We start from the raw sequence: 15,863 nt of genomic DNA, 5'->3' as shown, positions 1-15,863 counted from the left end.
CCGCGCGTTGCGCGGAATAACGTAAAGGAAAAATCATGGTCGCATTAGTTATCGCAGAACACGACAACGCCAGCCTGAAGGCCAGCACCCTGCACACCGTTACCGCTGCCGCCCAATGCGGTGGTGAGGTGCACGTCCTGGTCGCTGGCGCAAATGCCGGCGCCGCTGTCAGCGCCGCCGCTGCTATCGCCGGCGTGTCGAAAGTCATCGTTGCCGACGCCGCTTACTTCGCGGATGGCCTGGCAGAAAACGTTGCTGAACAAGTGCTGGCAATCGCCGGTGCCTACAGCCACATCCTGGCGCCAGCCACCGCCTACGGCAAAAACATCCTGCCGCGCGTTGCCGCCAAGCTGGACGTTGCGCAGATTTCGGAAATCACCAAAGTCGATTCGCCGGACACCTTCGAGCGTCCGATCTACGCCGGTAACGCCATCGCTACCGTGCAATCGGGCGACAAAGTCAAAGTCATCACCGTGCGCGCTACCGGCTTCGACGCCGCTGCCGCCACCGGTGGTTCGGCGGCGACCGAAACCGTGGCCGCTGTGGCTGACTCGGGCAAATCGTCGTTCGTTGGCCGCGAAGTGGCCAAGTCGGACCGTCCAGAACTGACCGCCGCCAAGATCATCGTGTCCGGTGGCCGTGGCATGGGTTCGGGCGAAGCGTTCAAGATCCTGGAACCGCTGGCAGACAAGCTCAACGCCGCCATGGGCGCCTCGCGCGCTGCCGTGGACGCAGGCTACGTGCCGAACGACTGGCAAGTTGGCCAGACCGGCAAGATCGTTGCACCTAACCTGTACATCGCCGTCGGTATCTCCGGCGCGATCCAGCACTTGGCCGGCATGAAAGATTCGAAAACCATCGTCGCCATCAACAAAGATCCGGAAGCGCCGATCTTCTCCGTTGCCGACTACGGCATCGTGGGCGACCTGTTCGACGTAGTGCCACAACTGGTTGCTGAACTGGGCTAATACCGAATAAAGCAAACACAGGCCACGCTGATCCGGACACGCCGGATTGCCGTGGCCTTTTTCTTGGAGAGACGAGATGCCATATCAAGCACCGATTAAAGACATGCTGTTCGTGATGAACGAACTGGCTAACCTGCACGCCGTGAGCCAACTGCCAGGCTGCGAGGATGCTACCCCGGAAACCGCCGAAGCCGTGCTGGAAGAGAGCGCGAAATTCGTCGCCGGTGAAATCGCCCCGCTGAACCACGCAGCGGACAAGGAACCCAGCTACTGGACCAAGGACGGTGTGATCACCTCCAAAGGCTTCAAGGAAGCGTTCCGCCAGTTCGCCGACGCCGGCTGGCAAGGCCTGCAACACCCAACCGACTTTGGCGGCCAGGGCCTGCCCAAGCTGGTCGGCACGCCATGCGTGGAAATGCTGCACGGCGCCAACCTGTCGTTCGCACTGTGCCCACTGCTGTCGGACGGCGCCATCGAAGCGCTGCTGACCGCCGGCAGCGACGAACAAAAAGCCGTCTACCTGGAACCGCTGGTGACCGGCAAATGGACCGGCACCATGAACCTGACCGAACCGCAAGCCGGTTCCGACCTGGCCGCCGTGCGTACCCGCGCCGAACCGCAGGGCGATGGCACCTACAAAATCTTCGGCACCAAGATCTTCATTACCTATGGCGATCACGACATGACCGAAAACATCGTCCACCTGGTGCTGGCGCGCACGCCCGATGCACCGGCGGGTGTGAAAGGCATCTCGCTGTTCATCGTGCCGAAGTTCATGGTCAATGCCGACGGCTCGCTGGGCGCGCGCAACGACGCGCACTGCGTCTCGATCGAACACAAGCTGGGCATCAAGGCCAGCCCGACCGCCGTGCTGCAATTCGGCGACAACGGCGGCGCCATCGGCACGCTGGTGGGCGAAGAAAACCGCGGCCTGGAATACATGTTCATCATGATGAACGCCGCCCGTTTCGGCGTCGGCATGCAGGGCATCGGCCTGTCCGAGCACGCCTACCAGCACGCGCTGGCGTACGCCAAAGACCGCGTACAGTCGCGCGACCTGAACGGCTCGCCGTCGGGCGTGGCCATCATCAACCACCCGGACGTGCGCCGCCTGCTGATGAATATGCGTGCGCAGACCGAAGCCGCGCGTGCACTGGCCTACGTCGGCGCATCGCTGTACGACAAAGCCCACCACAGCGCCGACGCCGAACAGCGCGCGCAAAACCAGGCCGTGTATGAATACCTGGTGCCGATCATCAAAGGCTGGTCGACCGAACTGTCGCAAGACGTCACGCGCGACGGCGTACAGATCCACGGCGGCATGGGCTTCATCGAAGAAACCGGTGCAGCGCAGCACTACCGCGACGCCAAGATCCTGACCATCTACGAAGGCACGACCGCGATCCAGGCCAACGACCTGATCGGCCGTAAAACCGTGCGCGATGCGGGCAAGATCGCCAAAGGCCTGATCGCCGAAGTGCGCGCGACCGAAGCGGAGCTGGCCAACGTGGACGGCGCCGATTTCGCCGCAATCCGCAAGCAGCTGGCGCAAGGCGCGGCCGACCTGGAAGCGGTGGTGGACTACGTGGTGGCCAACATCAAGTCCGACATCAAAGGCGTGTTCTCGGGCAGCGTGCCGTACCTGAAGCTGGCCGGCATCGTGCTGGGCGGCTGGCAGATGGCGCGCGCGGCGCTGATCTCGCAGCAGAAACTGAGCGCCGGCGACGGCGACGCCAGCTTCTACCAGGCCAAGATCGTCACGACCCGCTTCTTTGCCGACCACTTCCTGAGCCAATCGTCCGGCATCCGCACCTCGATCGTTGAGGGCAGCGCCGGCGTGCTGGCACTGGACATCGACCAGTTCTAACCCAATCCGGGGTCAGGTCCGTCATTTCTACACGAGCTCATCAGCGCTAAAATTTGCTGCTGCTGAGGCCGTGTAGAATTGGCGGACCTGACCCCGGAGTGTTTTTATGCGTATCGCTATCGTTTCTGATATTCACGGCAATCTGCCTGCGTTGGAGGCGGTGGTGGGCGATATCGCGCGGCGTGATGTGGACATGGTGGTCAATCTTGGCGATAGCCTGTCCGGGCCGCTGCTGCCGCTGCAAACCGCGCGCTTCCTGATGGCGCAGGATTGGCTGCAGCTGGCCGGCAACCATGAGCGGCAGATCCTCAATCCGCATCAGCGCGGTGAGTCGGATGTCTACGCCCATGCGCAATTGGGCGAGGCGGAGCTGGCCTGGCTCGCCACCTTGCCGCCACAGCGCCGCCTGGATCCCGATGTGCTGCTGTGCCACGGCACGCCACGCAGCGATCATGAATATTTTCTGGAGACGGTGGCGCCGGCCGGCGTGCGTCTCGCCACCTCTGCGGAAGTGGCGGTCCGCATCGCGGGCACGCAGGCGGCGCTGGTCGCTTGCGGTCACACGCATGTGCCGCGCGCGGTGCGTTTATCTTCCGGCTGTCTGATCGTCAATCCCGGCAGCGTCGGCTTGCAGGCTTATGATGACGACCATCTGCACTACCACGTCATGCAGAACGGTTCACCTGACGCGCGCTACGCCATCGTTGAAAGCGGTCCGCACGGCTGGTCTGCTGCGTTGCTTGCCGTGCCTTACGACTGGCAAGCGATGGCGGCGCTGGCCGCGCGCAACGGCCGCGCCGACTGGGCGCATGCCATCGCCACGGGCTACGCTTTAAAAAGCTGAATCCAAATCGCCACGGCGTACGTACAAGCTGGATATTCCGCGTGAGGCCAGCATGAAATCTATCTTTATTCGTACCGCATCTTTAGCCAGCCGCAAGGCTTATGCGGTCCAGCGCATGAATGCCGCTGCCCAGCGCATGCTGCATGCTGACACCATTGCGGAGGAGATCAAGGCCGGCCATTGGATATTGGCCTGGGCCGTGGCGGCAGGCGCGCGGCCATCATCGCGCGCTGCGCCGGGTAGTCTGGTGCCGTTTGCGGTGCTTAACCTGCACTGAGATCGACCAGGGCCTGGTACACGCGTACCGGTTCTTCGGCGATGCGGTTCAATACGTACAGGAAGTGCTCTTCGCCGAAGACGGCATATTCGCGCGTGGGGAAACCGCGTGCCTGCAGTTCGTCGAGCTGTGCGCCACCGAGGCCGATCAGGGATTCAAACTCGAACCAGCGCGGGTCGATGCGTTCTTGGAGGATCAAGGCGCTGAGGTCGGACTGGATGCTGCGGTCGTGCGTGGCGATCGAGCATTTGTGGCCGCTCAGCAGCAGCGTTTGCGCGTGGCGGCGGTAGGCGGCAGCCAGTTCGGGCGTGCCACGGCTGTAGGCGACGCCTTCCGGCTCGAGGAAAGCGCCTTTCACCAGGCGGATACGGCCGGGCAGCTTCATCAGCGCGAGCAGGTCCTGTTCGGTGCGGTGACGCTTGGCCGGCACGGTGATGCCGACGTTGCGCAGGTCGTCTTCCTGATGCAGGCGCGTGTAGATGCGGTAGATGTCGTCCGAACGGTCGATGCCTTCCATCGAGATCATCACTTCGCGGTTGATCTCGGCCGCAGCCTGGGCGATGCGGCGCGCGTTGCGGTAGCCCAGTTCACTGTCCACCAGCGAGCCTACGTGCGACAGGTCGAACGAGATCGAGCAGTTCAGGTTGCGCTGGCCGATGGCTTGCACCAGCTGCATGAAGACTGCCGTCTCGGCCATCGCAAACGCTTCGTCGCGCACGCTTTCGCCCATGTATTCGGCCGATGCGGCGTGGCCGCGCGCGATGATTTGCTCGACGCGTTGCAGCGCTTCTTCCACGGTCTGGCCGGCAACGTAGCGTTGCGATACCTTGTGCATATGGGGCCGCAGCAACGGGTCGTTGCAGAATTTTTCCTTGGCCGTTTCATCCAGCGCGAGCGTGCGCAGGGCGGTGGCGGCTTGATCGACCAGTGGTTGCCATTCGGCGGGAAAAGCTGGTGTGGACACAGTGTCTCCTTGGTTATGCCGCTGTGCGTGCGCGGCGTGCTTCGTAGGTTTTCAGGTGGGCATACGCGGTTTTCAGCGTAGGCGAATTGTGCTGCGGGTCGCGCGCCAGCATGTCGCCGACGATGTGGTCCGCTTCGATGGCGCCGCCGCGTTCCAGGTCTTTCAGCATTGATGCGGTGATCGGCGAGCCTTGGGTGGTCAGCATGGTGCGTGTGCGCAGTGCCGGTTCCGCGCGTGGCGCGTAGCCGTGTGCTGCGGCGATGGCGTTGCATTCGGCTTGTAGCGTCAGTGCGATGTCCGCCTGGCCCGCAGCGACGATATCGCCGACGGACCCGCGCAGCAAACAGGTGGCGCTGGCGAGGGAGGTGATGAAGACCCATTTTTCCCACATCTCTTGCCGCATCTGCGTGCTCACGCGTGCATCGAATCTGGCGCCGGACATTGCTTTTTCAATAGCAGTCACGCGGTCGGATGATGTGGCATCGAGTTCGCCAAACACCAGGCCGTGCATGTCGTTGAGGTGTTGTACCTCGCCTTGCGCATCGAGCGTGGCGGAGATCAGGCACAGGCCGCCCAGCACGTGCGCCTTGCCGAAGCGCGCGGTCAGCTGGTCGAGATGCGCCATGCCGTTCAGGACCGGCAGGATGGCGGTCTGCGGTCCGACGGCGGCCGCGAAGGATTCCATGGTGGCCTCAAGATCATAAGCCTTGCAGCCGACGATGATGACGTCATAGTGCTGCGCGATGTCTGCCGACAGTACCAGGGGCGGCGAGGGCAGCGCCAGGTCGCCATGCGGGCTGTGGACGCGCAGGCCGTGCTGCCGCAGTTGTTCTGCGCGCTTGGCGCGCACGAGGAAGGTGACGTCCTGACCTGCATCCAGCAGGCGCGCACCGAAGTAGCCACCCAGCGCGCCTGCGCCGACCACCAGAAATTTCATGACTGTGCTCCGCAAGTAGAAAACTGGCGGTCAGTCTAGCACCGGCCCGAAAGCCGTGCAGGCGAGGGCTTAATTGCGGACCAGTTGGCCGTTGTTGTTGCGTACGCGGTCGCCGCTCAGCATCTGTGGATCGTGGTCGAAGGTGAAGGCGGCCTGGCGGCCATCGTCGTACTGCACGTTGACGGTCCACACTTTGCTGGACTTGGCTTGCTCTTCGATTTTCTTGCCGGCGTAGGCGCCGCCTGCCGCACCGGCGACGGTGGCCAGTTGGCGGCCATGGCCGCTGCCGACCTGGTTGCCCAGCAGGGCGCCGGCGACGCCGCCGGCGATCAGGCCCAGCGCGCTGCTGTCGCCGGATTTTTCACCCAGCACCACCGAGCTGACCTTGCCGCAGTCCGGGCACGGGCCGGGTTTGGCAGGGCTGGCCTTGTACTGGGCTTTGGCCAGCGCCATCGATTTGTCGTATTCGGTTTTGGCGTCGCGCAGGCACTGCATGCGCAGGCCGGAGTCCTTTTCGTCGCCGCACAGTTTTTTGTCGTCGGTGTAGCGCGTGGCGATGCGCCTGGTTTCGGCGTTGAACTGTTCTTTGGGGCTTTGTGCCTGCGCCGCAGTGGCGGCGAGGGCGGCGGTCAGCGTGGCGATCAGAATGGAGCGGTTGCGCATCATGTTCTCCTTGTTTTAACCGTAGGCGCCACCAGTGTACAGCAAGTCAAACAGGCGGGAGATGGTAGCGATCAGGCCGCCGGAACCGATCATCATGCTGGCCACCAGCACCACGGCGACCGGCCAGTGCGTATCGGATTGCTGGCCGGAGGCGGCGTTATGGCGTGCATCCCATTTTTCATCCGGCGTGACGCCGATGATGAGCGCTTCGAGAAAGCCCGCCAGGCCAGAGAGAATGATCGGCAGCAGTTTGTAGAAGCCATCCGCCTGCGGTGCTGCCAGCGAGACGATCAGCGCAGCCGGCAGGCAGGCCAGATGCAGCCACAGCCAGCGGTCGCGCAAGCCGCCCAGGTATAGCCTTTGCAGGCCCAGACCGCCAAACAGAAAGGCCAGCAGGGCGGCGATTGTCTTGTTTTTGTGACGCGTATGATGCACAACAGTCATGGTTGCTCAGCAAAATAGTCGGTAAAGCAGCAGTATCAGGCATAATACGGCCCCCGGCACGCCTTTTTTGCAGGCAGGGCTATTGCCCCAAGTGCCGGAACAGGGGATAATCTTTGATTACCCCAACATGCCCAATTATTTCATTAACGCTTGCTGCCACGCGGCAAAGCTTGCTATAATTTGCGGCTTTTTCCGTCCTAGCACAAATTTTTTGGAAATATTATGGTCGTTATTCGTTTAGCTCGTGGTGGTGCCAAGAAGCGCCCTTTCTTCAACATCGTTGCAACCGATTCGCGTAATCGTCGCGATGGCCGTTTCATCGAGCGCATTGGTTTCTACAACCCAATGGCTTCGGGTCAAGAAGTTGCTCTGCGCATCACCGAAGACCGTCTGGCTCACTGGCAAGCTGTTGGCGCACAACTGTCGCCTACCGTTGCTCGTCTGGTTGCTCAAAACAAAAAAGCAGCCTAAGCAAGTCTGGTTACCGGTTTGACCGATAAGAATGCATCCGGGGTGCAAATCCCCGACGATCTGGCACAGGTAGGCTTTGTCTTCGGTGCTTTTGGCGTCGCAGGCTGGGTAAGGATCCGTCCTTTCTCGGAAGATGCGGATGCACTCCTCAAGGTCAAGACCTGGTGGTTGGATAAGCCAGCGATGCGCGATGTGGACGTTCAGCAGGTCAAACTGCATGGCGGCGATGTCGTGGCGCGTCTGGTGGGAGTGACTGACCGGAACGTCGCTGAAGCACTGAAAGGTGCGGCAGTGTTCATTCCGCAAAGCCGCTTCCCGGTCTTGTCCGACGATGAGTTTTACTGGGCCGAGCTGATCGGTCTGGAAGTAGAGAATCTGCAAGGTGAGCACCTCGGTACGGTGACTGACATGATGAGCAATGGACCACAGTCCATCCTGCGCATCGCGCCAGCCGCAGCCCCGGATGCCAAGCCAGAAGAAGTTGCGGCGCAAGAGCGCCTGATCCCATTTGTGGACGCGTTCATCATCAAGGTGGACAAGGCTGCGAAGAAGATCACTGTCGACTGGGGCCTTGATTACTAAGCGCAATACATTGAGGGCGGTTCGCCATGCAATTTGATGTCGTGACCCTGTTCCCTGAAATGTTTGCCGCAATAACGCAGTCGGGCGTGACCCGGCGCGCGTTTGAACAGAATAAATGTGGCCTGTCGCTGTGGAATCCGCGCGATTTCACCACTGACAATCACCGTACCGTGGATGACCGCCCTTATGGTGGCGGCCCCGGCATGGTGATGCTGGCCAAGCCGCTGGAGCTGACCATCAACGCAGCGAAGCAGCGCCAGACCGATGCCGGTCTGCCGGCGCCGCGCGTGGTGTTCATGTCGCCCCAGGGCAAGCAGTTGACGCATGAACGCGTAATGCAGCTGAAGCAGGAGCCCGGTCTGGTCATCCTGTGCGGCCGTTACGAAGCCGTGGACCAGCGTCTGCTGGACCGTGTGGTCGATGAAGAAATCAGCCTGGGCGATTTCGTGCTGTCCGGCGGCGAGTTGCCGGCGATGGCCTTGATGGATGCGGTGATCCGCCTGATTCCCGGCGTATTGAACACCGATGCCTCGGCCATCGAAGACAGCTTCTTCAACGGCCTGCTGGATTCGCCGCACTACACGCGGCCTGAAACGTATGAAGGTGTGGGCGTGCCGCCAGTGCTAATGGGCGGCAACCACGCCGAGATTGAAAAATGGCGCCGCCAGCGCATGCTGGAAGCGACCGCGCGCAAGCGACCGGATTTGCTTATCAAAGCGCGTGAGGCAGGACTGCTCACCAAGCGCGACGAGCAATTTTTGGCAGGCCTTTAGGCCTGCTTTGTTAAACCCCATCCTCTACTGGGCAGAGTGTCCGCACTCACAGCGCGCCAGCAAGATGGCATATGGAGTCATTTAAGATGAACCTGATTCAACAACTCGAGCAAGAAGAAATCGCTCGCCTGGGCAAAAACATCCCTGAATTTGCACCTGGCGATACCGTGGTAGTCAACGTGAACGTAGTCGAAGGCACCCGCAAGCGCGCCCAGGCTTACGAAGGCGTTGTTATCTCCCGTCGCAACCGTGGCCTGAACTCGAACTTCATCGTTCGTAAGATCTCGTCCGGCGAAGGCGTAGAGCGTACCTTCCAGCTGTACTCCCCGCTGATCGCTTCGATCGAAGTGAAACGCCGCGGTGACGTACGTCGCGCTAAGCTGTACTACCTGCGTGATCGTTCCGGTAAATCGGCACGTATCAAGGAAAAACTGCCAAACCGTCGCCCAGCGGCGAAAGCAGCCGTTTAATACGGTTGTGTTTGGAGAGGGCGCCCCGCAGGGCGCCCGCAAAGGGCGCCTACTGGGCGCCTTTTTGTTTTCATCAAGGAGTCTGCATGGCCAAGCCACCGTTCGATCCTCAGCAGTTGCCGATAGACGCCATTGCCGGCGAGCCGGCTGTCGCGCTGGAGCGCCTGGCGCCCGCGTGGCTGCGCAGCCGGTTTGCCGCGCCGCCGGACTGGGTGCCGGAAGGCAGCGAGCGCGCCATCCCCGGCCGTGAGGAGCGCGCGCCGACGCCGGCCTCGGTGCTGATACCGCTGGTGCTGCGCGAGACTGGCCTGACCATCCTGCTGACCCAGCGCACCGCGCACCTGACCGACCATGCGGGCCAGATCAGCTTTCCCGGCGGCCGTGCCGAAGACTACGACCAGGATGCCATCGACACCGCGCTGCGCGAGTCGGAAGAGGAAATCGGCCTGGCTCGTCGTCACGTGGAAATTCTCGGTACCCTGCCGCACTATCTGACCGGCACCGGTTATTGCGTGACGCCAGTGGTGGGCCTGGTGCAGCCGCCGTTTGAGGTGGTAGCCGATCCCGATGAAGTGGCGGCCATCTTTGAAGTGCCGCTGTCCTTCCTCATGGATGGCGCGCACCACCAGCGCCTGTCGGTCGACTTGCCGGATGGCCGCCGCAGCTTTTATGCGATGCCGTACGAAGCGTATTACATCTGGGGCGCGACGGCGGGCATGCTGCGGAATCTGTTCCATTTCTTGCGTGCAGAGTGAGAACTACGCTATCGTAGCGGGCATTAAGGCTATGCCAACGCAAAGGACGTTTAATGACTTTTCTTTCCATTCTATGCGCGCTGCTGATCGAGCAGATGAAACCGCTGCGCGCAGACAATCCGATCTACGCCGAAATCAAGAGTCTGGCGTTGCGGATGGAGACCTGGTTTAACGCTGGACACTCGACCCATGGCCGCATGGGCTGGTTCCTGATGATGGCGATACTGATGGTGCCGACCGCCGCCATCTACTGGGTGCTGCGTCACTACGAATGGACCATGGCTGCATTTGCCTGGAACGTGCTGATCGTTTATCTGACGCTCGGCTTCCGCCACTACAGCCACTATTTCACCTCGATCCAGCTGGCCCTCAATGCGGGCGACGAGCCTGCTGCGCGCGCGCTGCTGGCGGAGTGGACCCGGCAGGACACCGTGGGCATGGAAGTGTCCGAGATCGCCCGTATTGCGGTCGAGAAGTCGCTGATTACCACGCACCGCAATGTGTTTGGCGTGTTCTTCTGGTTCCTGATGCCGCTGGGGCCGGCCTGCGCCGTGATGTACCGCGTGGCCGAGCATCTGGCGCGCGCCTGGAACGAACCGGAACACATGCGCAATGAAGCCTTCGGCCAGTTTGCCGCGCGCGCGTTTTACTGGATCGACTGGATTCCGGTGCGCCTGACCGCCGTGGCGTTTGCCGTGGTGGGTAACTTTGAAGATGCGATCTATGCGTGGCGTAATTTCGCCCACCGCTGGTCGAACGAGGCGCTGGGCATCATCCTGACGGCCGGTGGCGGCGCCATGGGCGTGCGCCTCGGCACGCCGGCGGAAAACGCCGTCAAGGCGCAAGTGGTGGACGCCACCACCGTGGACGTGGAGATCGAACCGGACGTCATGCCCGGCGACGAACCGAACGTCCGTTCGCTGCAAAGCACGGTCGGCCTGGTGTGGCGCGCACTGTTGTTGTGGATGCTGTTGTTGTTGCTGTTGTCGAGCGCTGTTTGGCTCGGAGCGGCGCCTTAACGGGTACAATAGCGGTATTGCTGTGGTGCAGGTTGTAGCATTTCCTGCACCAAAGTGGGAGGGGCTGGAAAAAGCCGTTGAATATTCAATGACTTACGTATTCAGGTCTTCTATAAGATATAATACGTAAGATTCTTACAGAATGACCCGCCCGGCCAGTACCCAGCCGGAGTCCTCCACGCATTCTTGTTACCAACAAGTATCTACGCAGAAGCAGCCGCGCCTATGTCAGTTCAAAAACCGGCAGAACAGCAAGATTCGTTCTTCATCCTTGGCCAAACCAGCAATGGCAGGCAGTTCCGTCCGAGCGACTGGGCTGAGCGCCTGTGCGGTGTGATGGCCTGCTTCAAGCCGGAAGGGTCCGGCGGCGGACGCGATTCCCACCTGCAGTTTTCTCCTTACGTGACGCCGACCGTGGTCAACGGCGTCAAGTCGGTGGTGGTCAACGGCAAGCTGCGCGCGCTCGAACCGATGGCTTACCACTTCGTGATTTCCTTCGCTAAAGACAACGATCTACAAATGGTCGACGCCTGTCTGGTGCCCGAAAAAAATTAATAATTAGTATTAATTTTTACTTAAGCCGTCTATGCACGGCGCCTGGGTAAGGCGTATGCTGCGTGTTCCTATCTTTATGGTGAGAGAACATGAACAACAGCCGTCTGAAACACGCCGCCGCTGCCAGCCTCGTGCTGTGCGGAATGTCCTTCGTTGCTACCGGAACTGCCTGGGCCGCTGCTGCCGCGCCAGCCTTGCCTGCCGGCGTCGTCAAAGGGCCGTCGGTGGAGGGCATAACAGAATATCGCTTGCCCAACGGCCTGAAAGTACTGCTGTTCCCGGACGCCTCCAAGCCCACCGTCACCGTCAACGTCACCTACCTGGTCGGCTCGCGCCACGAGAACTATGGCGAGACCGGCATGGCGCACTTGCTGGAACACCTGATGTTCAAGGGCTCGCCGAAGAACAAGAGCATTCCGCAGGAGTTCTCCAACCGCGGCATGGAATTCAACGGCACCACCTCCAACGACCGCACCAACTACTATGAAGTGTTCCAGGCCAGCCCGGACAACCTGAAGTGGGCGCTGGACATGGAAGCGGACCGCATGACCAGGTCCTTCATCGCACGCAAGGACCTGGACTCGGAAATGACCGTGGTCCGCAACGAATACGAAAGCGGCGAGAACAGCCCGTTCGGCGTGCTGTTGAAGCGCATGCAGAGCGTGGCGTACGACTGGCATTCCTATGGTCGTTCGACCATCGGCAACCGCAGCGACATCGAGAACGTCAAGATCGAGAACCTGCAGGCCTTCTATCACACCTACTATCAGCCGGATAACGCTGTGCTGCTGGTGGCCGGCAAATTCGACCCGGCGCAAACGCTGGCGTGGATCAGCAAATCGTTTGGCGTGATCCCGAAACCGAAGCGCAGCCTGCCGCCATTCTGGACGGTCGAACCGACCCAGGATGGTGAGCGCAGCTTTGTCGTGCGCCGCAAGGGCGATGTGCAGATCGTCGCGCTGGGCTACAAGATTCCAAGCGCGCTGCAGGCGGATAGCGATGCGCTGAGCTTCATGTCGCAAATCCTCGGCGATGAGCCGACCGGCCGTCTGCACAAGCAGCTGGTGGAAAGCGGCAAGGCCGCGCAGGTGTTCAGCTTTGGCATGACGGGCTATGCGCCCGGACTGCAAATCATTGGCGCGGTGGTCAAGGCCGGCCAGCCGCTGGAGCCGGTGCGCGCCGCGCTGACCGAAGCGGTGGAGGGCTTCGCCAAGACGCCGCCGACCGAAGAGGAAATGGAGCGTACCCGCCGCAACTTCGCCAACGGCATCGAGAAGTCGCTCAACGATCCGCAGCGCGTTGGTGTGACGCTGTCGGAAGAGGTGTCGCTGGGTGACTGGCGCCTGCTGTTCCAGGGCCGCGACAAGCTGCCGAGCATCACCTCGCAGCAGGTGGCCGAGGTGGCGGCGCGTTATCTGAAGCGCGATAACCGCGTGGTTGGTGAATTCATCCCCGAGGACAATCCGCAGCGTGTCGATATTCCTGCAGCGCCCAGCGTGGCCGAGGTGATGAAGGACTTCAAGGGCAAGGAAAGCGCGCTGACGTCGGAAGTGTTCGACCCCAGCCAGGACAACATCAACGCCCGCACGGAAATCAAGACCATCGGTGGCGTGAAGGTGGCGCTGCTGCCAAAGAAAAACCGTGGTGAGGCGGTATCAGTGAGCCTTGGTCTGCACTGGGGGAATGAGCAGAACCTCATGAACACCACGGTGGTGGCCAATGCCGCCAACGAGATGCTGATGCGCGGCACCAGCAAGTACACGCGCGAACAGCTGGCGGACGAATTCTCCAAGCTGAAGATCACCGGCAGCCCGTATCAGTTCGATACCACGGGGCCGAACCTGGATGCGGCGGTGCGCCTGGTTGCGCACGTGCTCAAGGACGCCAGCTTCCCGGCGGCGGAATTCGAGCAGATGCGCCAGCAGTGGATCGTCGGCCTGGAATACTCGCGCAGCGAGCCGCAGGTGGTGGCGTCGGAAGCGATAGACCAGCACCTCAACCACTATCCGAAAGGCGATATCCGCAATGCGCTGACGGTGGATGAGCAACTGGCCGCCATCAAGGCCTTGAAGCTGGAAGACGTGGTGGCTTTCCACCGCGCGTTCTACGGCGCCAATCATGGCCAGCTGGCCATTGTCGGCGATTTCGACAAGGCCGCCATCGGCAAGACCATCGAAGAGAGTTTCGGCGGCTGGAACAGCAAGGCTGATTACGCACCTATCCTGAACACCAACGACACCAAGGCGCCATTGCATGTGACGTTGAATACGCCCGACAAGGAAAACGGCTTCTACACCGCGCGCATGAATCTGGACCTGAACACCAGCGACGCCGACTATCCGCTGCTGGACCTGGCCAACTATATGTTCGGCGGCGGTGCGATGAAGTCGCGCATGATGGACCGCATCCGCCAGAAGGACGGCCTGTCCTACGGCGGTGGTAGTGGCGTGCACGCGGGTGACGAGGACCGTGCCGGCAGCTTCGGCATGGGCGCGATCGCCGCACCGCAGAACCTGAAGAAGCTGGAGGTGGCGATCCGCGAAGAGCTGGAGCGCGCGCTGAAAGACGGTTTCACGGAAGCGGAGCTGGCGGGCGCCAAATCGGGCCTGATGCAGCAGCGCTTGCAGAACCGCGCCAAGGACAGCGTGGTCGCCTCGGGCTGGACCCACAATCTGTACCTGGGCCGCACCTACAGCTGGAGCAAGGAGTATGAGGCCAAGCTGCAGGCCGCGACGCTGGCGCAGGTGAATGCCGCCTTCCGCAAGCATATCGATCCATCCAAACTGTCGGTCGCCGTGGCTGGCGACGAAGCCAAGGCCACACCCAAAAAGCCGTAATCCTCCCTGCGCGGGCGTTCTCGCCCGCGCATCTCCTGCACGTTTTCGAATTATGTACTATCATTAGTTACATGAGACGAGACAGCAAACTTTCCTCCATCCTGCACGTGCTGCTGCATATGGCGCACGGCGACAGGCCGTTTACTTCCGAAGCGCTGGCGGGCTTCCTCGGCACCAATCCGGTGCTGGTGCGGCGCGTGCTGGCTGGCTTGCGCGAGCGTGGCTACGTGGGTTCCGACAAGGGCCACGGCGGCGGCTGGAGCATTACCTGCGATCTGCGCAAGGTGACGCTGCAGGATGTCTACGAAGCCGTTGGTTCGCCCACGGTGTTCGCAATGGGGAACCGCGTCGAACAGCCGCAGTGCCTGGTCGAACGCGCCGTCAACGATGCCCTGGGCAGCGCTTTCGATGAAGCAGAAGCCTTGCTGATCTCCCGTTTTAAGGACGTGACGCTGGCCGACCTGTCGGCCCGCTTCAACCAACACCATCATGTAAGCAAGGGAGCGCACTATGACCATCCAACATCCGGCGACTGAGTTTGAGGTGATTGTTATTGGCGGCAGCTATGCAGGTCTGTCCGCCGCGACGCAGCTGGCGCGGGCACGCCGCCGCATACTGGTGGTGGACGCGGGCCAGCGCCGCAACCGCTATGCCCAGCATTCACATGGCTACCTTGGTCAGGATGGCCGCGAGGCTGCGGCGATTGCCGCCGACGGCCGCGCGCAGCTCATGAAGTATCCAACCGTGCGCTGGATCGAAGGATCGGCCACGCAGGCGGTCAAACATGGTGATGTCTTCCGTGTGACGCTGGCCGATGGCAGTATCTTCCAGACGCAACGCCTGGTACTGGCGACCGGCATGGTGGATGAACTGCCATCGATACCGGGCCTGGCCGAGCGTTGGGGCAGCAGCGTGTTTCATTGTCCCTACTGCCATGGCTACGAGCTGGAACAGGGCCATATCGGCGTGATCGCCACCAGCGCGCATTCGATCCACCACGCGATGATGCTGCCTGACTGGGGCAAGGTAACGTTCTTCCTCAATGGCGCGTTCGAACCGGATACCGAGCAGCTGGAAAAGCTGGCGCAGCGTGGCGTGACAGTGGAGCGCACGCCGGTACGTTCCGTGAGCGGCCAGGCGACGGTGGCGCTGCAGGATGGCCGTGCGCTGGAAATGGCAGGCCTGTTTGTCATCAGCCGCCTGCATAGCGCGAGTCCGATCGCCGAGCAACTGGGCTGCGAGATGGAAGAAGGGCCGATGGGCAGCTACGTGCGTACCGATATGATCAAGGCCAGCAGCGTGCCCGGCGTGTACGTGGCCGGCGATGCGGCCCGCATGGCGGGCAGTGTGGCGCTGGCGGTTGCCGATGGCGCGATGGCTGGCGTGGCTGCGCATCAGTCGCTGATCTTTGGTGCGGTGGCAGCGAAAGCTGCCTGA

The 15,863-nt window shown here is 61.6% G+C and carries 18 protein-coding genes; 14 read left to right on the top strand and 4 right to left on the bottom strand.

Annotated elements, in window-relative coordinates:
- Nucleotides 1-35: 35 nt before the first annotated feature.
- The 4 genes from BUA36_RS21035 to BUA36_RS30415 all read left to right on the top strand — a co-directional run bounded on the left by BUA36_RS21035 (nucleotide 36) and on the right by BUA36_RS30415 (nucleotide 3,956).
- Nucleotides 36-968 carry an electron transfer flavoprotein subunit alpha/FixB family protein gene (locus BUA36_RS21035; RefSeq protein ID WP_072787279.1) on the top strand — a complete coding sequence of 311 codons (933 nt, stop codon included), beginning with the start codon at nucleotides 36-38 and terminating at the stop codon, nucleotides 966-968.
- 76 nt (nucleotides 969-1,044) lie between these two features.
- Complete coding sequence (locus tag BUA36_RS21030) at nucleotides 1,045-2,835, top strand: acyl-CoA dehydrogenase (RefSeq protein WP_072787278.1); 1,791 nt, start codon at nucleotides 1,045-1,047, stop codon at nucleotides 2,833-2,835.
- A 106-nt stretch (nucleotides 2,836-2,941) separates the two neighbouring features.
- Nucleotides 2,942-3,679, top strand: a complete 738-nt coding sequence (locus BUA36_RS21025; RefSeq protein WP_072787277.1) for a metallophosphoesterase family protein — start codon at nucleotides 2,942-2,944, stop codon at nucleotides 3,677-3,679.
- A 52-nt stretch (nucleotides 3,680-3,731) separates the two neighbouring features.
- A complete protein-coding gene (locus tag BUA36_RS30415; RefSeq protein WP_139260651.1) occupies nucleotides 3,732-3,956 on the top strand; it encodes a hypothetical protein in 225 nt (74 codons plus the stop codon).
- Here the strand turns inward: BUA36_RS30415 and BUA36_RS21020 are convergent.
- From BUA36_RS21020 to BUA36_RS21005, 4 genes are all read right to left on the bottom strand, one after another.
- Nucleotides 3,943-4,920, bottom strand: coding sequence for a proline dehydrogenase family protein (locus BUA36_RS21020; protein WP_084560264.1), 978 nt, complete (start codon nucleotides 4,918-4,920; stop codon nucleotides 3,943-3,945). The genes BUA36_RS30415 and BUA36_RS21020 overlap by 14 nt on opposite strands.
- Nucleotides 4,921-4,933: 13 nt before the next feature.
- Nucleotides 4,934-5,857: a 2-dehydropantoate 2-reductase gene (gene panE, locus BUA36_RS21015; RefSeq protein WP_072787276.1), complete on the bottom strand. Its 924-nt coding sequence runs from the start codon at nucleotides 5,855-5,857 to the stop codon at nucleotides 4,934-4,936.
- A 69-nt stretch (nucleotides 5,858-5,926) separates the two neighbouring features.
- Nucleotides 5,927-6,523 carry an outer membrane lipoprotein gene (locus BUA36_RS21010; RefSeq protein ID WP_229255769.1) on the bottom strand — a complete coding sequence of 199 codons (597 nt, stop codon included), beginning with the start codon at nucleotides 6,521-6,523 and terminating at the stop codon, nucleotides 5,927-5,929.
- Between the two features lie 12 nt (nucleotides 6,524-6,535).
- On the bottom strand, nucleotides 6,536-6,964 hold the full coding sequence (locus BUA36_RS21005; protein WP_072787274.1) for an NINE protein: 429 nt from the start codon (nucleotides 6,962-6,964) through the stop codon (nucleotides 6,536-6,538).
- Between the two features lie 222 nt (nucleotides 6,965-7,186).
- Here BUA36_RS21005 and rpsP point away from each other — a divergent pair, with 222 nt between their 5' ends.
- From rpsP to BUA36_RS20955, 10 genes are all read left to right on the top strand, one after another.
- Entirely contained in the window at nucleotides 7,187-7,435 is a 249-nt protein-coding gene (gene rpsP / locus BUA36_RS21000) for a 30S ribosomal protein S16 (protein WP_072787273.1), read from the top strand.
- 18 nt (nucleotides 7,436-7,453) lie between these two features.
- Nucleotides 7,454-8,017: a ribosome maturation factor RimM gene (gene rimM / locus BUA36_RS20995; protein WP_072787272.1), complete on the top strand. Its 564-nt coding sequence runs from the start codon at nucleotides 7,454-7,456 to the stop codon at nucleotides 8,015-8,017.
- Nucleotides 8,018-8,043: 26 nt separating this feature from the next.
- The gene (gene trmD / locus BUA36_RS20990; RefSeq protein WP_072787271.1) at nucleotides 8,044-8,790 is read left to right on the top strand and encodes a tRNA (guanosine(37)-N1)-methyltransferase TrmD; all 747 of its coding nucleotides are present in this window, start codon (nucleotides 8,044-8,046) and stop codon (nucleotides 8,788-8,790) included.
- Between the two features lie 86 nt (nucleotides 8,791-8,876).
- Entirely contained in the window at nucleotides 8,877-9,260 is a 384-nt protein-coding gene (gene rplS / locus BUA36_RS20985; RefSeq protein WP_072787270.1) for a 50S ribosomal protein L19, read from the top strand.
- Nucleotides 9,261-9,346: 86 nt separating this feature from the next.
- The gene (locus tag BUA36_RS20980) at nucleotides 9,347-10,015 is read left to right on the top strand and encodes a CoA pyrophosphatase (RefSeq protein WP_072787269.1); all 669 of its coding nucleotides are present in this window, start codon (nucleotides 9,347-9,349) and stop codon (nucleotides 10,013-10,015) included.
- A 53-nt stretch (nucleotides 10,016-10,068) separates the two neighbouring features.
- A complete protein-coding gene (locus tag BUA36_RS20975; protein WP_072787268.1) occupies nucleotides 10,069-11,034 on the top strand; it encodes a CobD/CbiB family protein in 966 nt (321 codons plus the stop codon).
- Between the two features lie 225 nt (nucleotides 11,035-11,259).
- Complete coding sequence (locus tag BUA36_RS20970) at nucleotides 11,260-11,589, top strand: DUF3579 domain-containing protein (protein WP_072787267.1); 330 nt, start codon at nucleotides 11,260-11,262, stop codon at nucleotides 11,587-11,589.
- Nucleotides 11,590-11,678: 89 nt separating this feature from the next.
- On the top strand, nucleotides 11,679-14,426 hold the full coding sequence (locus BUA36_RS20965; RefSeq protein ID WP_072787266.1) for a M16 family metallopeptidase: 2,748 nt from the start codon (nucleotides 11,679-11,681) through the stop codon (nucleotides 14,424-14,426).
- A gap of 71 nt (nucleotides 14,427-14,497) precedes the next feature.
- Nucleotides 14,498-14,962: an Rrf2 family transcriptional regulator gene (locus tag BUA36_RS20960; protein ID WP_072787265.1), complete on the top strand. Its 465-nt coding sequence runs from the start codon at nucleotides 14,498-14,500 to the stop codon at nucleotides 14,960-14,962.
- The gene (locus tag BUA36_RS20955; RefSeq protein ID WP_072787264.1) at nucleotides 14,937-15,863 is read left to right on the top strand and encodes an NAD(P)/FAD-dependent oxidoreductase; all 927 of its coding nucleotides are present in this window, start codon (nucleotides 14,937-14,939) and stop codon (nucleotides 15,861-15,863) included. Before BUA36_RS20960 ends, BUA36_RS20955 begins: the two co-directional genes overlap by 26 nt.

The sequence above is a fragment of the Duganella sacchari genome, from assembly GCF_900143065.1.
GTDB lineage: Bacteria > Pseudomonadota > Gammaproteobacteria > Burkholderiales > Burkholderiaceae_D > Rugamonas > Rugamonas sacchari.
Note: the sequence above shows the minus strand (reverse complement) of the source record. Positions and strands in the feature narration are given on the sequence as shown.

Coding starts and splice junctions, on each gene's coding strand:
- rplS (WP_072787270.1), top strand. CDS start 8,877: ATGAACCTGATTCAACAACTCGAGCAAGAAGAAATCGCTCGCCTGGGC.
- BUA36_RS20960 (WP_072787265.1), top strand. CDS start 14,498: ATGAGACGAGACAGCAAACTTTCCTCCATCCTGCACGTGCTGCTGCAT.
- BUA36_RS20975 (WP_072787268.1), top strand. CDS start 10,069: ATGACTTTTCTTTCCATTCTATGCGCGCTGCTGATCGAGCAGATGAAA.
- trmD (WP_072787271.1), top strand. CDS start 8,044: ATGCAATTTGATGTCGTGACCCTGTTCCCTGAAATGTTTGCCGCAATA.
- BUA36_RS20970 (WP_072787267.1), top strand. CDS start 11,260: ATGTCAGTTCAAAAACCGGCAGAACAGCAAGATTCGTTCTTCATCCTT.
- BUA36_RS20965 (WP_072787266.1), top strand. CDS start 11,679: ATGAACAACAGCCGTCTGAAACACGCCGCCGCTGCCAGCCTCGTGCTG.
- BUA36_RS21035 (WP_072787279.1), top strand. CDS start 36: ATGGTCGCATTAGTTATCGCAGAACACGACAACGCCAGCCTGAAGGCC.
- BUA36_RS20980 (WP_072787269.1), top strand. CDS start 9,347: ATGGCCAAGCCACCGTTCGATCCTCAGCAGTTGCCGATAGACGCCATT.
- BUA36_RS21005 (WP_072787274.1), bottom strand. CDS start 6,964: ATGACTGTTGTGCATCATACGCGTCACAAAAACAAGACAATCGCCGCC.
- panE (WP_072787276.1), bottom strand. CDS start 5,857: ATGAAATTTCTGGTGGTCGGCGCAGGCGCGCTGGGTGGCTACTTCGGT.
- BUA36_RS21025 (WP_072787277.1), top strand. CDS start 2,942: ATGCGTATCGCTATCGTTTCTGATATTCACGGCAATCTGCCTGCGTTG.
- BUA36_RS21010 (WP_229255769.1), bottom strand. CDS start 6,523: ATGATGCGCAACCGCTCCATTCTGATCGCCACGCTGACCGCCGCCCTC.
- BUA36_RS21030 (WP_072787278.1), top strand. CDS start 1,045: ATGCCATATCAAGCACCGATTAAAGACATGCTGTTCGTGATGAACGAA.
- BUA36_RS30415 (WP_139260651.1), top strand. CDS start 3,732: ATGAAATCTATCTTTATTCGTACCGCATCTTTAGCCAGCCGCAAGGCT.
- rpsP (WP_072787273.1), top strand. CDS start 7,187: ATGGTCGTTATTCGTTTAGCTCGTGGTGGTGCCAAGAAGCGCCCTTTC.
- BUA36_RS20955 (WP_072787264.1), top strand. CDS start 14,937: ATGACCATCCAACATCCGGCGACTGAGTTTGAGGTGATTGTTATTGGC.